Source organism: Variovorax boronicumulans (assembly GCF_030812215.1).
Classification (GTDB): domain Bacteria; phylum Pseudomonadota; class Gammaproteobacteria; order Burkholderiales; family Burkholderiaceae_C; genus Variovorax; species Variovorax boronicumulans_C.
The window spans coordinates 389,531-406,958 of the sequence record NZ_JAUSSG010000003.1; the positions used below are offsets into that span (position 1 = coordinate 389,531).

Below are 17,428 nucleotides of genomic sequence, written 5' to 3' on the forward strand. Positions count from 1 at the left end.
GGACCCCCGCGGCAAAAGCTTGAAGCGATTTCCCCTTTGATGAATCTGGCAACGGACAAGTTGGCCCCCCTCGCCATGGCGCTTTCGGCAGCGCTATTGGCCTTGACGGCCTGCGATGGCAATGGCCATGCGGTGACGGCAAACAGCGCCTCCGCCCCGCGCAAGCAGGTCCTGAGTGCGCGGGCCCAGGTCGGGGAGCTGGCCTTCTTCGACAAGAACCTCTCGAGCGGCAGGAACATGTCGTGCGCGAGCTGCCACGACCCGCAGTACGCCTACGGCCCGCCGAACAGCATTTCGGTGCAACTGGGCTCCGACATCAAGCAGACCGGCGCGCGCGCCGTGCCTTCGCTGCGCTACAAGGAATCGACACCCGCCTTCAGCGAAGACGCGCCGAACCCCGACGGCGTGACCTCCAATTCGCCGGGCGGCGGCTTCATGTGGGACGGCCGCGCGACGACGCTGGCGGCGCAGGCCGGCATGCCGCTGCTCAACCCGGTCGAGATGAACAACAGCTCGAAGGACGCGGTCGTGAAGGCGGTGCAGAACGGCGCCTATGCCGGCCAGTTCAAGCAGGTCTTCGGCGCCGACATCTTCGACAACACCGATGCGGCCTTCGATGCCCTGGGCACCGCGATCCAGGCACTGGAGACGGAGGACCTGAGCTTTCATCCGTACAGCAGCAAGTACGACCTGTATGTCTTCAACAAGATCGGCGGCGTGCTGACGCCGGCCGAGCGGCGCGGCGAGGTGCTGTTCCACAGCACCGGCGTTGCCAACTGCTCGGGCTGCCACTACACGGGCGCCAATTTCAACGGCAACAGCGGCCTGATGACGGACTTCACCTACCAGGCCCTGGGCGCGCCGCGCAACGACAGGTCGATTCCGAACAACCCGGACCCGATTCCGGCCAACGACGATCCGAAGTATTTCGACATGGGCCTCTGCGGCCCCTTCCGCACCGACTACATGCCCGCCACGCCCGGCACGGCCCATCCGTACTGCGGCATGTTCAAGGTTCCCGTGCTGCGCAACGTGGCAACGCGCGGGGCCTTCTTCCACAACGGCGTGCTCCATTCGCTGGAGCAGGTCGTCAACTTCTACAACACGCGGGACACGAACCCGGAGTACTGGTATCCGGCGAAGAACGACGGCACCGGTGCACCCCAGGCCAACCCGGTCTGGGCGCTGCAACCCACCCATGTGCCGGGCGCAGCAGTCGACAGGTTCAACGACCTGCCGCCCGTGCAGCAAGGCAGCATCGACGAGGAACTGCCGATGGGAACCGGCGAGGGCGGCGACAAGACGCTCGCCAGCGGCACGAAGCCGCGCGCGCCCGGTTCCACCCCGGTCATGACGCCGCAGCAGATCGCCGACCTGGTCTGCTTCCTGGGCACGCTGAGCGATGGCTACCAGCCTTCCTCCGCACCATCGGCCAGCGGCAGGTGCGTGAAGTGAAGACGAATGCAAGCGCCATCCTTCGGTGCATCGGCGGCGCCGTGTCCTTGCTGGTGATGTCGGCTTTGCTCGCCGGTTGCGACAACGAAGCGGCGCGCATCCCGAGCCAGGAAAACTTCACCGCGACGACCAACGACTACCTCGCGCAGCGCGGCCATGTGTGCCTGGCCAAGTACGAGTGGCCGATCACCGTGGCGGCCGGATCGCGCGACCCCGATGCGCAGCAGATGCCGGTGCTCGAGAAGCTTGGGCTGGTGGCCGGCAAGGATGTCGTCGCCACCTCGAAGGACGCGCCTGCCGGCTTGCCGGCCCGCGAATACGCGCTGACCGATGCGGGCCGCAAGCACTACCTGCAGGTGCCCGTGGTGATCCGCACCACGACCGAGAACATCACGCATCCGGCCGACTTCTGCGCCGCCACGCTCAGCCTGGACCGCCTGATCGGCTGGGACCCGCCGCAGACGCGCGATGGCCGCACCGCGACCTCGCTGCTCTTCACCTACCGCATCGCGCTCGAACCCTGGGCGGCGACACCGGAAGCGCAGCAAGCCTTTCCGCTGCTGGCGCGCGCCATCCAGCGCGAGGGAACGATGCAGATGCGCCTGGGCGTCCATCTGACGCAGCGCGGCTGGGTCGCGGACGAACTCGATGCGCACTGACTGAATGACCGACTCCACGACCGCCACGCTCTCCGTCAATCCACAACAAGACCCCGCATGAATTTCCGCTCTCTTCGCCCGAGCCGCCACGCCAGGACCCTGGCGGGCATTGCCCTGGTCGCCGCGCTGGCCGCGTGCAGCACCAGCCACGATGCCAACGCACCCACCGCAGAGAACCTCGCGGCGCCGCTGGACGACTACCTGGCCCAGCGCGGCGACATCTGCCTCGCGATGTTCGACTGGTCGATCGACCTGACCGAAGCCGAGGCCGGCTCCGGCGCCCGCCACGCGATCCAGTTCCCGGTGATGGAGCAACTGGGCCTGGTGCACAGCACCATCGTCGCCGTGCCCAAGAGCACCGAGAACCCCGATGGCGCGGTCAAGCGCTTCGAGCTGACCGACGCGGGCCGCAAGTTCTACAGGCCGCATGCGTCGGCAGTGCAGGGCGCCGGGCAACCGCATGCCAACGATTTCTGCGTGGCGCATCTCAAGCGCGAGCAGATCGTGGACGTCAAGGTCGATGCTTCCAACGCGCAACGTCCGATGGCGGTGGTGAGCTACACCTACCAGATCGACACCGTGCCGTGGATGCAGGACGCCGACGCGCAGCGCGTGTTTCCGATGGTCGCGCGCATCGCCCACGGCGCGGGCGGCAAGCTGCAGCTGCGCCAGGGTTTCACGCGCGGCGACAAGGGCTGGGTCGCCCAGACGGGGCCGGTTTGAGAGGCTGAGAGGCAACCCGCCATGAGCACCGTCGTCCGTTTCTCGCCCGACCTGGGCCGCTGGCTCACGCACAACCTCAATGCCGGCCAGATGCCGCAGGCGCTGATGGCCACGATGCGGGGGCAGGGCATGAACGAGCGGGCCGCGCAGGCCATCGTCGCGGCCTACCTCGACGCGCGCCAGCGCGGCGGGCCCGTGCCGGCCGACGCCATCGAACTGCCGGGCGAGGCGCCGTCCAAGCCGGTGGCGCGGCTCGCGCCGGGCACGCGCATCCCCGCGGCCGACCGCGAGATCGTCGTGCACTCGCGCGGTGAAGACCCGGTGTTTGCCGCGCTCGGCAACGTCGTGGACGCGGAGGAATGCAAGGCCCTTATCGAGATGGCACGGCCGCGGCTGAAGCCCTCCACGCTGGTCGATCCGATGAGCGGCCGCGATGTGGTGAGCGACAAGCGCGCGAGCTGGGGCATGTTCTTCCGCCTCTGCGAGAACGAGCTGGTCGCCCGCCTCGACGGGCGCTTGTCGGCGCTGATGAACCTTCCGCTGGAAAACGGCGAGGGGCTGCAGTTGCTGTACTACCCGACAGGTGCAGGCAGCGATCCGCACCACGACTACCTAGCGCCTACCAACGCCGCCAACCGCGAATCGATTGCGCGTAGCGGCCAGCGCGTGAGCACGCTGGTGACCTATCTCAATGACGTGCCGGAAGGCGGCCAGACCGTCTTTCCGCAGCTCGGCCTGGCGGTCTCGCCGATTCGCGGCAATGCGTGCTACTTCGAGTATTGCGATGGCAACGGGCGCGTCGACACGCGGTCCCTGCATGCCAGCGCGCCCGTGACCCGGGGCGACAAGTGGGTCATGACGAAGTGGATGCGCGAGCGCCGCTTCGTCGCTGCTTGAACGCCTGAACGCCTGAGCGCGCCGGGCCGCTCGCGCCGGCTTACTTCGCCGCCACCTTCACGAACACCGGGTTCGAGTAGAACCACAGGTCGGCGTAGTTGCGCGCATTGATGGCGTTGAAGCGCGCCACGTTGTCCGCGCCGGTCGTCTGCGCATCGAACAGCGGCTCGCCGCCGGCCGTTTCGTTGGGCACGTCGGTTCCGAGGTTGGTGCCGCGCAGGCGGAAATACTGGTTGCTGCCGGCCTTCACCGTGTAGCTCACGGCGAAGTAGCCGTCGGCATCGAGCTTCCAGTCGCTGCGCGTGAAGCGCTTGAGCACGCGGGTCGATGGATTGGTGTCGCGTGCGTAGCCCGGCGTGCCCGGGGTTTCGCGGCCGGTCACGTCGCCTGCGATGAGGTCGACGTGATCGACCACCGGCTTCACGTTGGCAAAAACGCCGCTGCCGAGCTGGAACTCGTAGTTGTTGCGCTCGGGGCTCCTGAAGCGGATGGTGATCTTCAGGTCCTCGCCCGGCGCGGCCACCACTTCGGCGCCCATCTCGCCCGTGGCCTTGGCGCTCTGCACCTTGAAGTCGAGCGCATCGATCAGGCCGCCATTCACCGCGAAGAGCTTGCCCGCGCGGAATGCCGCGAGCAGCGATTTCGGATCCTTGATGTCGCCCCAGAGGTGGTTCTTCGCATACTCGCCTGGCGCGTAGCCGCTGCTGTACTGGCCCTGCGAGGTGGTGAAGTGGTAGTCGGAATCCGCCACGTTCCAGATGTGGCGGCCTTCGGACAGCAGCGCGTCCCAGGTGCCGCCGAGCTTGGCGACCAGGTAGTCCACGCCGCCGTAGGTGCGGGACGGCAGGTTGGCCGGAATGTAGGCGCTGTTGTAGCCGCCGCGGTCGGGCTCCATCTGGTTGCCGACCATGCCTTCGAGCGAGAACACGATGCTGGGCGCGGCGTCGTTCATCTCGCGCAGCTGCGCGGCCGTGTACTTGCCCGGGTTGCGCGAGGGATGGTTGATCTGCAGGTAGCTCGTGTCCGGGTAGTTCTTCTTGAGCCAGGCGATGGCCGCGAGCACGTCGGCGTGCGTGGAGAAGGCGCGCGCGTCCTTCGCATTCCACGCCGCCACGTCGTCGGCCGGGAACAGCGCGGGGTCGCGGTTGGTGAACAGGTATTCGAACTGGCTCGCGGCCTTGAGCGCGGCATCCGACATCGGGCTGTCGGTGAGGATGCCCACGTTGCCGTGGTCGTGCGTGGCCATGTCCCACTCGAAGGACGAGAAGATCGTCTTGTCGGCGTACTTGCCGCCGGCCTGCAGCGCCTTGATGCGCGGCACCTGGTACTTCGCCATGCCCAGCGAGAAGGGAGTCTGCGCCGGCAGCTTGTTGCCGTCGTTGTCGTAGGACGACAGGCGCAGGTGGTCCGAGAGCGCAGCCCAGTCGAGCCCGAACTGGTCGAAGGCCTTGGCGAGCACCTGGTCGAGCGTGGAGATCTGCTGGGTGTCGTCCGACTGGATGGTGTGCACATGCAGGTCGCCGACGGTCCAGCGGCCGGTCGGTGCGGCCGGCGGCGCGGGAGGTGGCGGTGCAGCAGGCGAAGGCGCCGGTGCTGCAGGAACGATAGGCAGCCCGGCGAACGGATTGCCACCACCGCCGGAGCCACCGCCGCAGGCGGTCAGCGCGGCCGCGGCGAGCGCAAGGGTGGAGAAGCGGGCGGCGGGGGAGCGGGGAGCGGGAGGATGCAATTTCATGACGGCAGACAAGGCAACGGCCAGCACGAGGCTGGCCGTTGCTTCAGGGTTTCAAAGAGACCCGGAGTCTGGAATCCCGTCGTGACACGGCGATGAAAGTGCCGAGCGCCAGCGCGAGCGCAAGCTGCGCGAGGAAGAGGCCGAGCTCGAGCGGCTGAAGGCCGCCCGCTGACGGGCAGGGCGGCCTCGGGGCCTCTCGGACTTCAGGCCAGCAGGTCGCTCAGCGTGCGCGCCACCACCTTGGTGGCGCGGCGCAGGTCTTCGAGCACCACGCGCTCGTCGCTGCGCTTGGCGTGCGACTCGAGCACGGTGCGCGGGCCGGCACCGTAGATCACGCCGGGAATGCCGGCTTCGCCGTACAGGCGCACATCGGTGTAGAGCGGCGTTCCCATCGCCTTGATCGGCTCGCCGAACAGTTCGCCGCCGTGCTTCTGGATCGCGTCGACCAGCGGCTTGTTGCCCGCGAGCGGCTTCATCGAATTGGCCAGCAGCAGGCGCTTGATGTCCACCGTGATGCCGGCACTCTCGGCGGCCGCATCGGCGATCACCTTGCGGATCGTCGCCTCGACCTCGACCGGGTTCTCCTCGGGGATCATGCGGCGGTCGAGCTTGAACACCACCTTGCCGGGCACGACGTTGGTGTTGGTGCCGCCCTCGATGCGGCCGACGTTGAGGTACGGGTGCGTGATGCCCTCGACCTTCGACGTGACCTGCTCGTAGAGCGTGTTCTGCGCATAGAGCGCGTTCAGGATCTTCACCGCGCCTTGCAGCGCATCGACACCGGTCGTCGGAATGGCGGCGTGGGCCATCTTGCCGTGCACCGTCACTTCCATCTGCAGGCACCCGTTGTGGGCGGTGACGACTTCGTAGCTGAAGCCGGCCGCGATCATCAGGTCGGGCTTGGTCAGGCCCTTCTGGAGCAGCCAGCCCGGGCCGAGGATGCCGCCGAATTCTTCGTCGTAGGTGAAGTGCAGTTCGACGCTGCCCTTGCTCGGCTTGGCGACGGCTTCCAGTGCGCGCAGGGCGAAGGTGAAGCTTGCGAAGTCGCTCTTGCTCACCGCGGCGGCGCGGCCGTAGAGGCTGCCGTCGGCGATCTCGCCGCCGTAGGGGTCGTGCGTCCAGCCTTCGCCCGGCGGCACCACGTCGCCGTGGGCGTTGAGCGCGACGGTGCGGCCGCCGGTGCCGTATTGGCGGCGCACGATCAGGTTGGTGATCGATTCGAGGCCGTAGTCCTTCACCTCTTGCGCGGGCACGGCGTGCTTCTCGGCGTCGAGGCCGAAGTCCTTCAAGAGCTCGGCGGTGCGCTCGGCGTGCGGTGCGTTGTTGCCGGGCGGGGTGTCGGTGGGCACGCGCACGAGTTCCTGCAGGAACTTCACTTCCTCGTCGAAGTGGGCGTCGATCCAGGCGTCGAGCTTGGCGTAGTCGGTCATGGTTTTGTTCTTTTGAGAGTCAGTGGGCTTGTTCGGCTGCGAGGTCGTTCAGCAGGTTCTGGAAGGCCTGCACCGCGAGCTGGATGTCGTCGTTGGTGCTCGATTCGAGCGGGTTGTGGCTGATGCCCGAGTTGATGCCGCGCACGAAGAGCATGGCCTGCGGCATCACCTCGTGCAGCTTCATCGCGTCGTGGCCGGCGCCGCTGGGCATGCGGAACAGCGGAATGCCCAGCGCATCGACCGCCTTCTCCCAGCGCTGCTGCCACGCGGGAGCGCTCGGTGCGGCCGAGGCGCGCATGCTTTCCTCGATCTCGTAGCGCACGCCGCGGCGTTCGCAGATGGCCTTCAATTCGGCGAGCACGTCGGCGGTCAGCGCATCGCGCTGCGCGTTGTTGGGCGCGCGCATGTCGAGGCTGAACTTGCAGCGGCCCGGCACGACGTTGATGGAGCCGCTGGGCACTTCGAGCATGCCGACGGTGCCGACCGAGTCGCCGTCTTTCGCGGCGCGCTGCTCGGTGTAGAGGATGAGTTCGGCCACCGCGGCGGCGGCGTCGCGGCGGCGGTCCATCGGCGTGGTGCCGGCGTGGCTGGCCGTGCCGATCACCTCGCCCACGAAGCGCACGCCGCCGTTGATGGCGGTGACGATGCCCAGCGGCAGGTCGAGCTCGGTGAGCACCGGGCCCTGCTCGATGTGCACTTCGACAAAGCCGAGGTAGCGCGCGGGATCGCGCTGGATCTTCGGAATGTCTTCCTGCTTCAGGCCCGCGTGCTGCATGGCCTCTCGCATGGTGATGCCGTCGGCGTCCTTCTGGTCGAGCCAGCGCTGGTCGAAGTGGCCGATGAGCGCGCCCGAGCCGAGGAAGGTCGCCTTGTAGCGCTGGCCTTCTTCTTCCGCGAAGCCGACGACCTCGAAGGCGAATGGCAGGCGCTTGCCTTGCCGCGCGAGTTCGCGCACGCAGGCGATCGGCACGAAGATGCCCAGGCGCCCGTCGTATTTGCCGCCGTTGCGCACGGTGTCGTAGTGCGAGCCGGTGAGCAGGGTCTTGGCATCCGCGGTCGCGCCTTCGTAGCGGCCGACCACGTTGCCCACTGCGTCGATGTGCACCGAGTCGAAGCCCACGTCGCGCATCAGCGCGCTGATCTGCGCGGCGCAGGCGCGGTGCGCGTCGGTGAGGTAGGTGACGGTGAGCTGGCCCTTCTCGGCATAGCCGGGGTCGGTGTGCACCGAGAGCTGTTCCTGCCAGTCCCACACGTCGTTGCCGAGCGTGACGTCGGCGGCGAACTTGTCGTCGAGGCGGATCTCGGCGATGCGATGGATGTTGCGCAGCGCTTCGCCGAGTTCGAACTCAGGATGGTTGAAGAGACGCCGCTCGAAGGTCTCGATGATCTCGCGCTTGGCCAGACCCGTGCCGCGCGGGCCGCGCACCGCGAGGATGAACGGAAAGCCGAACTTCGCGTTGTAGTCGGCGTTGAGCTTCTGGATCTTGGCGAACTCTTCGGGCGTGCAGTCGGTGAGGCCGGCCTTGCTCTGCTCGTTGGTCGATTCGGCCGTGAGCGTCTTGCTCACCATGGCCTTGCCCGCGAGCTCCGGGTGGGCGCGGATGAGGCCGATCTGCTCGTCGGCGGACGATGCGGCCAGCGCCTTCACCAACGCGTGCTTCAGGTGCGCGAGCGAACGGAAGGGGCGCGCGGCGAGCGCGCGCTGCGCGATCCACGGCGAGTGTTCATAGATGCCATCGAGCAGGGCAACGGCTTCGGCCGGCACGGCAGCATTGAGTTGGGCGATGGTGAGGCTCATGGTCAGCTTCCTGTGACGGCCGATGTGAAGGGATGCGCCTGCTTCCAGTGCCGCGCGATGTCCACGCGCCGGCAGACCCACACGCGGTCATGCTGCGCGATGTGGTCGAGAAAGCGCTGCAGCGCGGTGATGCGGCCGGGCCGCCCGAGCAGGCGGCAGTGCATGCCGATGCTCATCATCTTGGGGCTGTTGTCGCCGTCGGGATCGCCTTCGGCATAGAGCGCATCGAAGGTGTCCTTCATGTACTGGAAGAACGGATCGGCGTGCGAGTAGCCCTGCGGCAGCGCGAAGCGCATGTCGTTGCAGTCGAGCGTGTAGGGCACGATGAGCTGCGGCACGACGGTGCCGTCGGTCTTCTGCACCTTCATCCAGAAGGGGAGGTCGTCGCCGTAGTAGTCGCTGTCGTACTCGAAGCCGCCGTAGTCGGCCACCAGGCGCCGGGTGCGCGGGCTGTCGCGGCCGGTGTACCAGCCGAGGGCGCGCTCGCCGGTGAGCTTTTCGATGGCCTCCATGCCCAGGCGCATGTGCTCGCGCTCGGTGGCTTCATCGAGGTTCTGGTAGTGAATCCAGCGCCAGCCGTGGCAGGCGATCTCGTGGCCCAGTTCCTTGAAGGCAGCCGTCAACTCGGGGTAGCGCTCCAGTGCCATGCCCACGCCGAACACGGTGAGCGGCAGGCCGCGTTTTTCGAACTCGCGCAGGATGCGCCAGACGCCTGCGCGCGAGCCGTATTCGTAGATGCCTTCCATGCTGATGTGGCGGTCCGGGAAGCTCGCCGGATTGAACATCTCGGAGAGGAACTGCTCGGAGCCCGCGTCGCCGTGCAGCGTGGCGTTCTCGCCGCCCTCTTCGTAGTTGAGGACGAACTGCACCGCAATGCGCGCGCCGCCCGGCCACTGGGCATGCGGCGGGTTGCGGCCGTAGCCGACGAGGTCGCGCGGATAGGGCAGGGTGGTGTCGTAGACGGTCATAGGCTTTTCAGGACAGCGCGAGGGAGATGTCGTTGGTCGGAACCTTGCGGTCGAAGGTGAGGTTGGCCTCGACGTGTTCCAGGTGTTCGGTCATGAGGCGCACGGCGCGTTCTTCGTCGCGGGCGGCCAGCGCCTTCACGATGTCGGCGTGCTCGTCGTTGGAGTGCTCGGCCGCGCTCGCGCTCTGGTACATGAGCGTGATGAGGGCGCAGCGCGAGATCAGCTCGCCCAGGATCTGCGCCAGCACCTGGTTGCCCATGAGCTCGGCCATGCGCACGTGGAAGTCGCCGAGCAGCTCGGTGCGGCCCGAAATGTCTTCGCCCGAGACCGCCGACTTTTCAAGCGCGACGTGTTCTTTCAGCGCCTTGATCTTGGCGGGCGTGACGGTGCGCACGAACTCGCGCGTCATCTCGGCCTCGAGCATGCGGCGCACCGCGAACACCTGCTTGGCTTCGTCAACGGCCGGCGCCGCAACGAAGGCACCGCGCGCGGGCTCCAGGCGGATCAGCTTGTTCTGCGAGAGCTGGAACAGCGCCTGGCGCACCAGCGTGCGCGAGACGCCGAAGTGATCGGCCAGCTTCTGCTCGGCGAGCTTGGTGCCGGGTTGCAGGCGATGCTCGACGATGGCCTTCGTGAGGGCATCGACGATCGAACGGGTGGTGGAGGACTCCATGTTTTTCATGATAGACCCAAAGCCGGGAACTGTATACACTTTTGTCCACCGGAATATCCCGCACCCGATCCGAGCCCTGGCGCTCGATCTTCGAAGGAGCGCCCCATGGGCTTGAGCACTCACGTACTGGACACGATGCACGGCGGCCCCGCGGCCGGCATGGAAGTGGCGCTGTACACCACCGATGGCGACGCCGCCACGCTGGTGAAGCGCTTCACGCTGAATTCGGACGGCCGCAGCGACGGTCCGCTCTACGACAACAACTCGATCAAGGTCGGCACCTACCGCCTGGTGTTCGACGTGGCGGGTTACTTCAAGGCGCGCGGCGTGAAGCTGCCGGAGCCGAATTTCCTGAACAAGGTGTCGCTGGATTTCGGCGTGGCGCACACTGACCAGCACTACCACGTGCCGCTGCTGGTCAGCCCGTGGAGCTACTCCACCTACCGCGGGTCTTGATGTCAGTCGCCTTGTTGCTGGCCTTCGGTGAGCGTGTCGAGCTGGAACCGGCCGCTCTTGTCCCAGAGCCAGGTGTCCGTCCACGTCACCGCGCCGAGCCGCGTGGCGGCCGGGAAGGGCGCGGCCTGCAGCACGGCGCGTTCGATCTCGGCGATGACCTCGGGCGCATGCTGCGGCGCGCGCAGCCAGTGCATCGAGACGACCTTGCCGCCGGTGTCCAGGTTCACCTGCAGCGTGCCGACGGCGTAGAGGATGGGCGGCAGTTGCCCGCTGTAGATGCGCGAGCGATTGAGGTCGTACACATGGCGCGCCGCATCGCGCCGGTAGTCGCGCGCGGTGGCCGCATTCGATGCGCGCGGCACGGCGCCGGATGCGCCACCTTTGGCGCTGCTCAACTGGCCGGGAACGGCCCCGGGGCTTCCGCACCCGGCGAGCCAGAGGGCGCACGAAAGAACGGATGCCGCCAATGCAAGGCGGCGCGGCGTAAGCTGGGCATTCATCGCCGGGTTTATACCGTGAGTCCTCGCGGGCCCGGCAACCGAAGGTATCGGGCATGAGCGGTGCGGTCGATCAATTGCTGGCGCGTCTTCGAAAAGAAGACGCGGTGCTGGTGCGCGTCGAGTCCACGCAGGGCTCGGCACCGCGCGAGGCCGGCACGTGGATGGCGGTGTGGGCCGATGCGCTCACGGCCACCATCGGCGGCGGGCAGCTCGAGTTCCAGGCTACGCAGGAAGCGCGTGAACTGCTCGCGGGCAGGCGCGCCATCGACGGCATCCAGCGCTACCCGCTCGGCCCGAGCCTCGGCCAATGCTGCGGCGGCGTGATGTTCCTGTCGTACCAGCGCATCACGGCCGCCGACGCGCCCGCATTGCAGCGCGAACTGGTCGCCCAGCTCAAGCCCGTGGCGCTGTTCGGCGGCGGGCACGTGGGCGCCGCGCTCGCGCGACTGCTCGCCGCGCTGCCGTTCTCGGTGCGCTGGATCGACAGCCGCGACGGCGTCTTCCCCGACGAACTCCCCGCGCAGATCGACACAGAGCATTCCGAGCCCGTGCAGGACGCCGTCGCCGCACTCGCCCCGGGCAGCCGCGTGCTGATCATGAGCTTCAGCCATGCCGAGGACCTCGACATCGTCATCGCCTGTCTCAAGCGTCTGCGCACGCGCAACGACCTGCCCTACATCGGCCTCATCGGCAGCAAGACCAAGTGGGCCACCTTCAGCCACCGGCTCGAGGCGCGCGGCTTCACGGCGGACGAGCTGGCGCGCATCACCTGCCCGATCGGCGTGCCCGGCATCACCGGCAAGGAGCCCGAGGTGATCGCGGTGGCGGTGGCGGCACAGTTGTTGCAATCGCTGGGCTGAACAGGGTTTTCCCGGCGGCGACGCCCCAAAAAAGCGTTCCGCCTCTTGCCAAAACTGTATACACTTTCGGTCCACAACAAGCCGCAGCGGAGCGAGGCCCATTTTCTGGAGCCTGCGTTCGCGGCACTTTCTCTGCTTACAGCGCCCGCAGTGGTGAGCAGGCTGAAACCCCGTCTCGGTGTCCTCACGCGCCGACCGGGTTGAGAGAGCACCACATGGAAAGCTACTACCTCGACTGGGCCAACCTGCTGCTGCGCTGGGTCCACGTCATCACCGCCATCGCCTGGATCGGCGCCTCCTTCTACTTCGTGATGCTGGACAACAGCCTCGAGAAGCCGCAGGACCCCGAATCGCTCGACAAGGGCGTGGGCGGCGAGCAGTGGGCCGTGCACGGCGGCGGCTTCTACAACATGCAGAAGTACGCGCTGGCGCCCAAGAAGCTGCCGGACCACCTGCACTGGTCGTACTGGGAGAGCTACTCCACCTGGATCACCGGGTTCACGCTCTTCACCATGTCGTACCTGTGGAACGCGAGCACCTACCTCATCGACAAGTCGAAGATGGACTGGCAGCCCGGCGCCGCCATCGCCGTCGCGCTGGCGTTCTTCGTGGTGTTCTGGATGGTCTACGACGGCATCTGCCAGATCTTCGGACGCCGCAAGAACGGCGACACCATCGTCGGCGTGCTGATCGCGATCTTCATCGTCTTCGCGACCTGGCTGGCCTGCCAGTGGTTCGCGGGCCGCGCGGCCTTCTTGCTGGTGGGCGCCATGATGGCCACGACGATGAGCGGCAACGTGTTCTTCTGGATCATCCCGGGCCAGCGCAAGAACGTGCAGGCACTGCGCGAAGGCCGTCCGGTCGACCCGGTGCACGGCCAGCGCGGCAAGCAGCGCAGCGTGCACAACACCTACTTCACGCTGCCGGTGCTGTTCGCGATGCTGAGCAACCACTACAGCTTCACCTACACGCACAAGTACAACTGGGTGGTGCTGCTGCTCATCATGCTGGGCGGCGCGGCCATTCGCCAGTTCTTCGTGGTGCGCCACCGCTTCAAGCTCGGCAACGCGGGCAATCCGCTGCCCTATGCGCTGGTCGGCATCGTGGTGCTGGGCCTCACGATTGTCTGGATGAAGCCCGAGCCGGCCGCTGCGCCTCCCGTGGCAGCCGCTGCGGCGCCCGCAGTCGCTTATGCAGATGTGCAGAAGGTGCTCGAGCAGCGCTGCTTCATGTGCCACGGCGCGGCGGTGCAGATGAAGAACGTGCGCGTCGACACGCCCGACCAGGTGACGGCGCATGCGCAGGCGATCTACCAGCAGGTGGTGGTCACGAAGATCATGCCGATGAACAACGCGACCGGCATCACGGACGAGGAGCGGGCGCTCATCGGCCGCTGGTTCCAGGCCGGGGCAAAGACGAACTAGATAGACCGCGGTCAAGAGAGCGGGGCTGCCGCTCCCCGCACAATCGCCGGATGGAGACAAAGCAAGCCATGACCGCATCGACCCCGTCCTTCGGGCCCGCGCCCGATCCGCGCGAAGCACCCCGCGCATTCCTCGAACACCTCTACCGCGTGGCGGTGGACCGCGCGCTGCCGCTGTCCACGCTGGGCGCCCATCTGCCCAAGCCGCCCAAGGGACGCACGCTGGTGCTTGGCGCCGGCAAGGCAGGCGGCTCGATGGTGCAGGCGCTCGAAGCTCTCTGGCCGGCCGATGCGCCGCTCTCGGGCCTCGTCGTCACCCGCTACGACCACATTCCGCCGCGCCCCGAAGGCGTGCCGCAGCGCATCGAGCTCGTCGAGGCCGCGCATCCCGTGCCCGATGCGGCCGGGCAGCAGGCGGCCGAGCGCATCCTCGCGCTCACGCAGGGGCTCACGGCCGACGACCTCGTGCTGTGCCTGATCTCCGGCGGCGGTTCGTCGCTGCTGGTGCTGCCGGCCGAAGGCCTCACGCTGGCCGACAAGCAGCGCATCAACAAGCAACTGCTCGACAGCGGCGCGCACATCGGCGAGATGAACTGCGTGCGCAAGCACCTCTCGCGCATCAAGGGCGGCCGCCTGGCGGCGGCGTGCGCGCCGGCCCGCGTGGTCACGCTCACCATCAGCGACGTGCCGGGCGACGACCCGGCGGTCATTGCGAGCGGTCCCACGGTGCCCGATGCGACCACCTGCGCCGAGGCGCTCGCCATCCTCGACCGCTACGGCATCGAAGTGCCCGCACCCGTGCGGGCGCAGCTGCAAAGCGGCGAACTCGAAACGCCCAAGCCGAACGACAAGGCCTTCACCGGCCACGAGACCCACATGATCGCCACGCCCCAGCAGTCGCTCGAAGCGGCGGCCAAGGCGGCGCGCGAAGCCGGCATCGAGGCGCACATCCTCAGCGACGAGATCGAAGGCGAATCGCGCGAGGTCGGCAAGGTGCATGCCGCGTTGGCCCGCGCCGCAGCCCAACGCGGCCAGCCGTTCGCGCGGCCCTGCGTCATTCTTTCGGGCGGCGAGACCACGGTCACGATCCGCCCCCGCCAGCCGGGCCAGGCCAAGGGCCGCGGCGGCCGGGCGGGCGAGTTCTGCATGGGCCTGGCCGGTGCGCTCATGGGCGTGCCGAACGTGTGGGCGCTGGCCGCCGACACCGACGGCATCGACGGCGTGGAAGACAACGCCGGTGCCTTCGTCACGCCCGACACGCTGTCGCGCGCCACGGCTGCGGGCAGGAAGCTGTCGGACCACCTCGACCGCAACGACGCCTATGGCTATTTCGATGCCATCGGCGACTTGTTCGTGACCGGGCCGACGAACACCAACGTCAACGACTTCCGTGCGCTTTTGATCCTGTAACGATGGCTGAATGGGGCAGAAAGGGCGATTTCCGAGCCCCGGCGGAGACTGTTAACTCGGGTTAATCTATGCACCCGGCGGCAATTTGCCGCCGTTGTCGCATGCGCGCCTCTCCCGGAGTGCCGCGCCGCGCACCCAGATTTCCCCTTTTCATCATCCCGTCCCGAAGGAAAAGTTCGCCATGACCGCCACCTACACCGACACCCGCCTGCTGATCGACAACGAATGGGTCGACGCCACCGGCGGCAAGACGCTGGACGTCGTGAACCCCGCCACCGGCAAGGCCATCGGCAAGGTGGCGCATGCCAGCATTGCCGACCTGGACCGCGCCCTGGCCGCCGCGCAACGCGGTTTCGAGAAGTGGCGCAACACCCCCGCCAACGAACGCGCCGCCGTCATGCGCCGCGCCGCCGGCCTCATCCGTGAACGCGCCGGCGACATCGCCAAGCTGCTGACGCAAGAACAGGGCAAGCCGCTCGCCGAAGCCAAGGGCGAGACGCTGGCCGCCGCCGACATCATCGAATGGTTCGCCGACGAAGGCCGCCGCGTCTACGGCCGCATCGTGCCCTCGCGCAACCTGGCCGCGCAGCAGCTCGTGCTGAAGGAGCCGCTCGGCCCCGTCGCCGCCTTCACGCCGTGGAACTTCCCCATCAACCAGATCGTGCGCAAGCTCGGCGCGGCGCTGGCCACCGGCTGCTCGTTCCTGGTGAAGGCGCCCGAAGAAACCCCGGCATCGCCCGCCGCGCTGCTGCAGGCCTTTGTGGACGCCGGCATTCCGCCCGGCACCGTGGGCCTCGTGTTCGGCAACCCCGCCGAAATCTCGAACTACCTGATCGCCCACCCGATCATCCGCAAGGTCACCTTCACCGGTTCGACCCCGGTCGGCAAGCAACTGGCCGCGCTGGCCGGTTCGCACATGAAGCGCGTCACGATGGAACTGGGCGGCCACGCACCGGTGATCGTGGCTGAAGACGCCGACGTCGCCCTGGCCGTCAAGGCCGCCGGCGCCGCCAAGTTCCGCAATGCCGGCCAGGTCTGCATCTCGCCGACCCGCTTCCTGGTGCACAACAGCCTGCGCGAAGAATTCGCCCGCACGCTGGTCAAGTACACCGAGGGCCTGAAGCTCGGCGACGGCCTCGCCGAAGGCACGACCATCGGCCCGCTGGCCAATGCCCGCCGCCTCACCGCGATGGCCTATGTGCTGGAAGACGCGCGCAAGAAGGGCGCCACCGTGGCCGCCGGCGGCGAACGTGTTGGCGACTCGGGCAACTTCTTCGCCCCCACCGTGCTGACCGACGTGCCGCTGGACGCCGACGTGTTCAACAACGAACCCTTCGGCCCCATCGCTGCGATCCGCGGTTTCGACACCCTCGACGAAGCCATCGCCGAAGCCAACCGCCTGCCCTTCGGCCTGGCCGGCTACGCCTTCACCAAGTCGATCAAGAGCGCGCACCTGCTGAGCCAGAAGCTCGAGCTGGGCATGCTGTGGATCAACCAGCCCGCCACCCCGTCGCCCGAAATGCCGTTCGGCGGCGTGAAGGATTCGGGCTACGGTTCGGAAGGCGGCCCCGAAGCGCTCGAGGCCTACCTGAACACCAAGGCGGTGTCGATCCTCGGCGTCTGATCAGTCGTCTGCGCTGGCGTTCCAGAAGGCCTGCTGGACGCCATCCAGCGCTTCGAGTTCTGTAATCACCTGGTCGAGCTCCAATGGCTCGACCGCGGTGGCATACAACGTCGCTTCGATTTCCGTGTCGGCCGGCCCGAAGGCGTGCTGGTCGACATCGCGCACCGGGTAGTTCGCGGCTTCGAGCAGGAGCAGCAGCTGGTCCATCACCTCGGGCCGTGCTGCGCGCGAGCAGATCACCCGCACCGTGTAGGTCGCCTCGCTCGACTCCTCCTTGATCGGGCGGCGGTTGATGCGGTTGACCACCGGAAGCAGCAGCGTGTTGCTGGCCAGCACGAACATGGCGGCGATCATCGCTTCGCCGATCAGGTCGGCGCCCGCGCAAGCACCCACCGCCGCCGACCCCCACAGCGTGGCCGCCGTGTTCAGTCCGGTGATGTTGGTGCCTTCTTTCATGATCGCGCCCGCGCCCAGGAAGCCGATGCCCGAGACCACGTAGGCCGCCACGTGCACGGCCCCGTCGTGGCCGTGCAGGCGATTCGCCATGTCCACGAACACCGCCGCACCCACCGCCACGAGCGTGTTGGTGCGCAGGCCCGCGGCGCGCTGGCGTATCTGGCGCTCCAGGCCGATCAGAGAGCCGAGGGCGAAGGCGACTGCCACGCTGACGAAGGTGTCGAGCAGCGAGGGCAGGTTGAAGTTTTGGATGGCTTGCATCAGACGGCTTTCGATGTTTTGTGCCCAGTTTGCGGGGCTTGGGTGTCATCTGCATGTAGCTTTGTTCAGGGCGGCACCCGCCCTGAACAAGAGCGTCAAA

16 protein-coding genes are annotated in these 17,428 nt (G+C 67.5%); 9 read left to right on the forward strand and 7 right to left on the reverse strand.

Annotated features, from left to right (window positions below; translation table 11 throughout):
• The first annotated feature begins 39 nt into the window (after positions 1-39).
• Genes J2W23_RS11055 through J2W23_RS11070 form a run of 4 tightly spaced genes read left to right on the forward strand, consistent with a single transcriptional unit; the run spans position 40 to position 3,734 of the window.
• Positions 40-1,455, forward strand: coding sequence for a cytochrome-c peroxidase (locus J2W23_RS11055; protein WP_373423917.1), 1,416 nt, complete (start codon positions 40-42; stop codon positions 1,453-1,455).
• Positions 1,452-2,114 carry a hypothetical protein gene (locus J2W23_RS11060; RefSeq protein WP_307648742.1) on the forward strand — a complete coding sequence of 221 codons (663 nt, stop codon included), beginning with the start codon at positions 1,452-1,454 and terminating at the stop codon, positions 2,112-2,114. The genes J2W23_RS11055 and J2W23_RS11060 overlap by 4 nt, the downstream gene beginning before the upstream one ends.
• Before the next feature lie 57 nt (positions 2,115-2,171).
• A complete protein-coding gene (locus tag J2W23_RS11065; RefSeq protein ID WP_307648743.1) occupies positions 2,172-2,837 on the forward strand; it encodes a hypothetical protein in 666 nt (221 codons plus the stop codon).
• Positions 2,838-2,858: 21 nt separating this feature from the next.
• Positions 2,859-3,734 (forward strand): 2OG-Fe(II) oxygenase, encoded by an 876-nt coding sequence (locus tag J2W23_RS11070; protein WP_307648744.1) that lies wholly within the window; start codon positions 2,859-2,861, stop codon positions 3,732-3,734.
• A gap of 40 nt (positions 3,735-3,774) precedes the next feature.
• On the opposite strand, the gene J2W23_RS11075 is transcribed toward J2W23_RS11070, so the two are convergent.
• The 5 genes from J2W23_RS11075 to J2W23_RS11095 form a co-directional block, all read right to left on the reverse strand.
• A complete protein-coding gene (locus J2W23_RS11075; RefSeq protein WP_307648745.1) occupies positions 3,775-5,469 on the reverse strand; it encodes an S-layer protein in 1,695 nt (564 codons plus the stop codon).
• Between the two features lie 203 nt (positions 5,470-5,672).
• Positions 5,673-6,899, reverse strand: a complete 1,227-nt coding sequence (locus J2W23_RS11080; RefSeq protein ID WP_307648746.1) for a M20 family metallopeptidase — start codon at positions 6,897-6,899, stop codon at positions 5,673-5,675.
• 19 nt (positions 6,900-6,918) lie between these two features.
• Entirely contained in the window at positions 6,919-8,697 is a 1,779-nt protein-coding gene (gene uraD / locus J2W23_RS11085; protein ID WP_307648747.1) for a 2-oxo-4-hydroxy-4-carboxy-5-ureidoimidazoline decarboxylase, read from the reverse strand.
• 2 nt (positions 8,698-8,699) lie between these two features.
• Positions 8,700-9,665, reverse strand: a complete 966-nt coding sequence (gene puuE, locus J2W23_RS11090; protein ID WP_176659664.1) for an allantoinase PuuE — start codon at positions 9,663-9,665, stop codon at positions 8,700-8,702.
• 7 nt (positions 9,666-9,672) lie between these two features.
• Positions 9,673-10,347, reverse strand: a complete 675-nt coding sequence (locus tag J2W23_RS11095; RefSeq protein WP_093058863.1) for a GntR family transcriptional regulator — start codon at positions 10,345-10,347, stop codon at positions 9,673-9,675.
• Positions 10,348-10,443: 96 nt separating this feature from the next.
• Here J2W23_RS11095 and uraH point away from each other — a divergent pair, with 96 nt between their 5' ends.
• Positions 10,444-10,794: a hydroxyisourate hydrolase gene (gene uraH / locus J2W23_RS11100; protein ID WP_307648748.1), complete on the forward strand. Its 351-nt coding sequence runs from the start codon at positions 10,444-10,446 to the stop codon at positions 10,792-10,794.
• 2 nt (positions 10,795-10,796) lie between these two features.
• Here the strand turns inward: uraH and J2W23_RS11105 are convergent, their stop codons facing one another.
• On the reverse strand, positions 10,797-11,294 hold the full coding sequence (locus tag J2W23_RS11105) for a hypothetical protein (RefSeq protein WP_176659666.1): 498 nt from the start codon (positions 11,292-11,294) through the stop codon (positions 10,797-10,799).
• A 53-nt stretch (positions 11,295-11,347) separates the two neighbouring features.
• On the opposite strand from J2W23_RS11105, the gene xdhC reads away from it, so the two are divergent.
• The 4 genes from xdhC to J2W23_RS11125 all read left to right on the forward strand — a co-directional run bounded on the left by xdhC (position 11,348) and on the right by J2W23_RS11125 (position 16,611).
• Positions 11,348-12,154, forward strand: a complete 807-nt coding sequence (gene xdhC, locus J2W23_RS11110) for a xanthine dehydrogenase accessory protein XdhC (protein ID WP_307648749.1) — start codon at positions 11,348-11,350, stop codon at positions 12,152-12,154.
• A 215-nt stretch (positions 12,155-12,369) separates the two neighbouring features.
• Positions 12,370-13,578, forward strand: a complete 1,209-nt coding sequence (locus tag J2W23_RS11115; protein ID WP_307648750.1) for a urate hydroxylase PuuD — start codon at positions 12,370-12,372, stop codon at positions 13,576-13,578.
• 68 nt (positions 13,579-13,646) lie between these two features.
• A complete protein-coding gene (locus J2W23_RS11120) occupies positions 13,647-14,987 on the forward strand; it encodes a glycerate kinase type-2 family protein (protein WP_307648751.1) in 1,341 nt (446 codons plus the stop codon).
• A gap of 181 nt (positions 14,988-15,168) precedes the next feature.
• A complete protein-coding gene (locus J2W23_RS11125; protein WP_176659670.1) occupies positions 15,169-16,611 on the forward strand; it encodes an NAD-dependent succinate-semialdehyde dehydrogenase in 1,443 nt (480 codons plus the stop codon).
• Here J2W23_RS11125 and J2W23_RS11130 read toward each other — a convergent pair whose 3' ends face one another.
• Complete coding sequence (locus tag J2W23_RS11130) at positions 16,612-17,328, reverse strand: MgtC/SapB family protein (protein ID WP_307648752.1); 717 nt, start codon at positions 17,326-17,328, stop codon at positions 16,612-16,614.
• Positions 17,329-17,428 lie beyond the last annotated feature (100 nt).

What these genes read in the sequence shown, in the direction of transcription:
- J2W23_RS11120 (WP_307648751.1), top strand. Translation starts at nt 13,647, where the DNA reads ATGACCGCATCGACCCCGTCCTTCGGGCCCGCGCCCGATCCGCGCGAA.
- uraD (WP_307648747.1), bottom strand. Translation starts at nt 8,697, where the DNA reads ATGAGCCTCACCATCGCCCAACTCAATGCTGCCGTGCCGGCCGAAGCC.
- J2W23_RS11105 (WP_176659666.1), bottom strand. Translation starts at nt 11,294, where the DNA reads ATGAATGCCCAGCTTACGCCGCGCCGCCTTGCATTGGCGGCATCCGTT.
- J2W23_RS11070 (WP_307648744.1), top strand. Translation starts at nt 2,859, where the DNA reads ATGAGCACCGTCGTCCGTTTCTCGCCCGACCTGGGCCGCTGGCTCACG.
- J2W23_RS11055 (WP_373423917.1), top strand. Translation starts at nt 40, where the DNA reads ATGAATCTGGCAACGGACAAGTTGGCCCCCCTCGCCATGGCGCTTTCG.
- J2W23_RS11075 (WP_307648745.1), bottom strand. Translation starts at nt 5,469, where the DNA reads ATGAAATTGCATCCTCCCGCTCCCCGCTCCCCCGCCGCCCGCTTCTCC.
- J2W23_RS11130 (WP_307648752.1), bottom strand. Translation starts at nt 17,328, where the DNA reads ATGCAAGCCATCCAAAACTTCAACCTGCCCTCGCTGCTCGACACCTTC.
- uraH (WP_307648748.1), top strand. Translation starts at nt 10,444, where the DNA reads ATGGGCTTGAGCACTCACGTACTGGACACGATGCACGGCGGCCCCGCG.
- J2W23_RS11065 (WP_307648743.1), top strand. Translation starts at nt 2,172, where the DNA reads ATGAATTTCCGCTCTCTTCGCCCGAGCCGCCACGCCAGGACCCTGGCG.
- J2W23_RS11095 (WP_093058863.1), bottom strand. Translation starts at nt 10,347, where the DNA reads ATGAAAAACATGGAGTCCTCCACCACCCGTTCGATCGTCGATGCCCTC.
- xdhC (WP_307648749.1), top strand. Translation starts at nt 11,348, where the DNA reads ATGAGCGGTGCGGTCGATCAATTGCTGGCGCGTCTTCGAAAAGAAGAC.
- puuE (WP_176659664.1), bottom strand. Translation starts at nt 9,665, where the DNA reads ATGACCGTCTACGACACCACCCTGCCCTATCCGCGCGACCTCGTCGGC.
- J2W23_RS11115 (WP_307648750.1), top strand. Translation starts at nt 12,370, where the DNA reads ATGGAAAGCTACTACCTCGACTGGGCCAACCTGCTGCTGCGCTGGGTC.
- J2W23_RS11080 (WP_307648746.1), bottom strand. Translation starts at nt 6,899, where the DNA reads ATGACCGACTACGCCAAGCTCGACGCCTGGATCGACGCCCACTTCGAC.
- J2W23_RS11125 (WP_176659670.1), top strand. Translation starts at nt 15,169, where the DNA reads ATGACCGCCACCTACACCGACACCCGCCTGCTGATCGACAACGAATGG.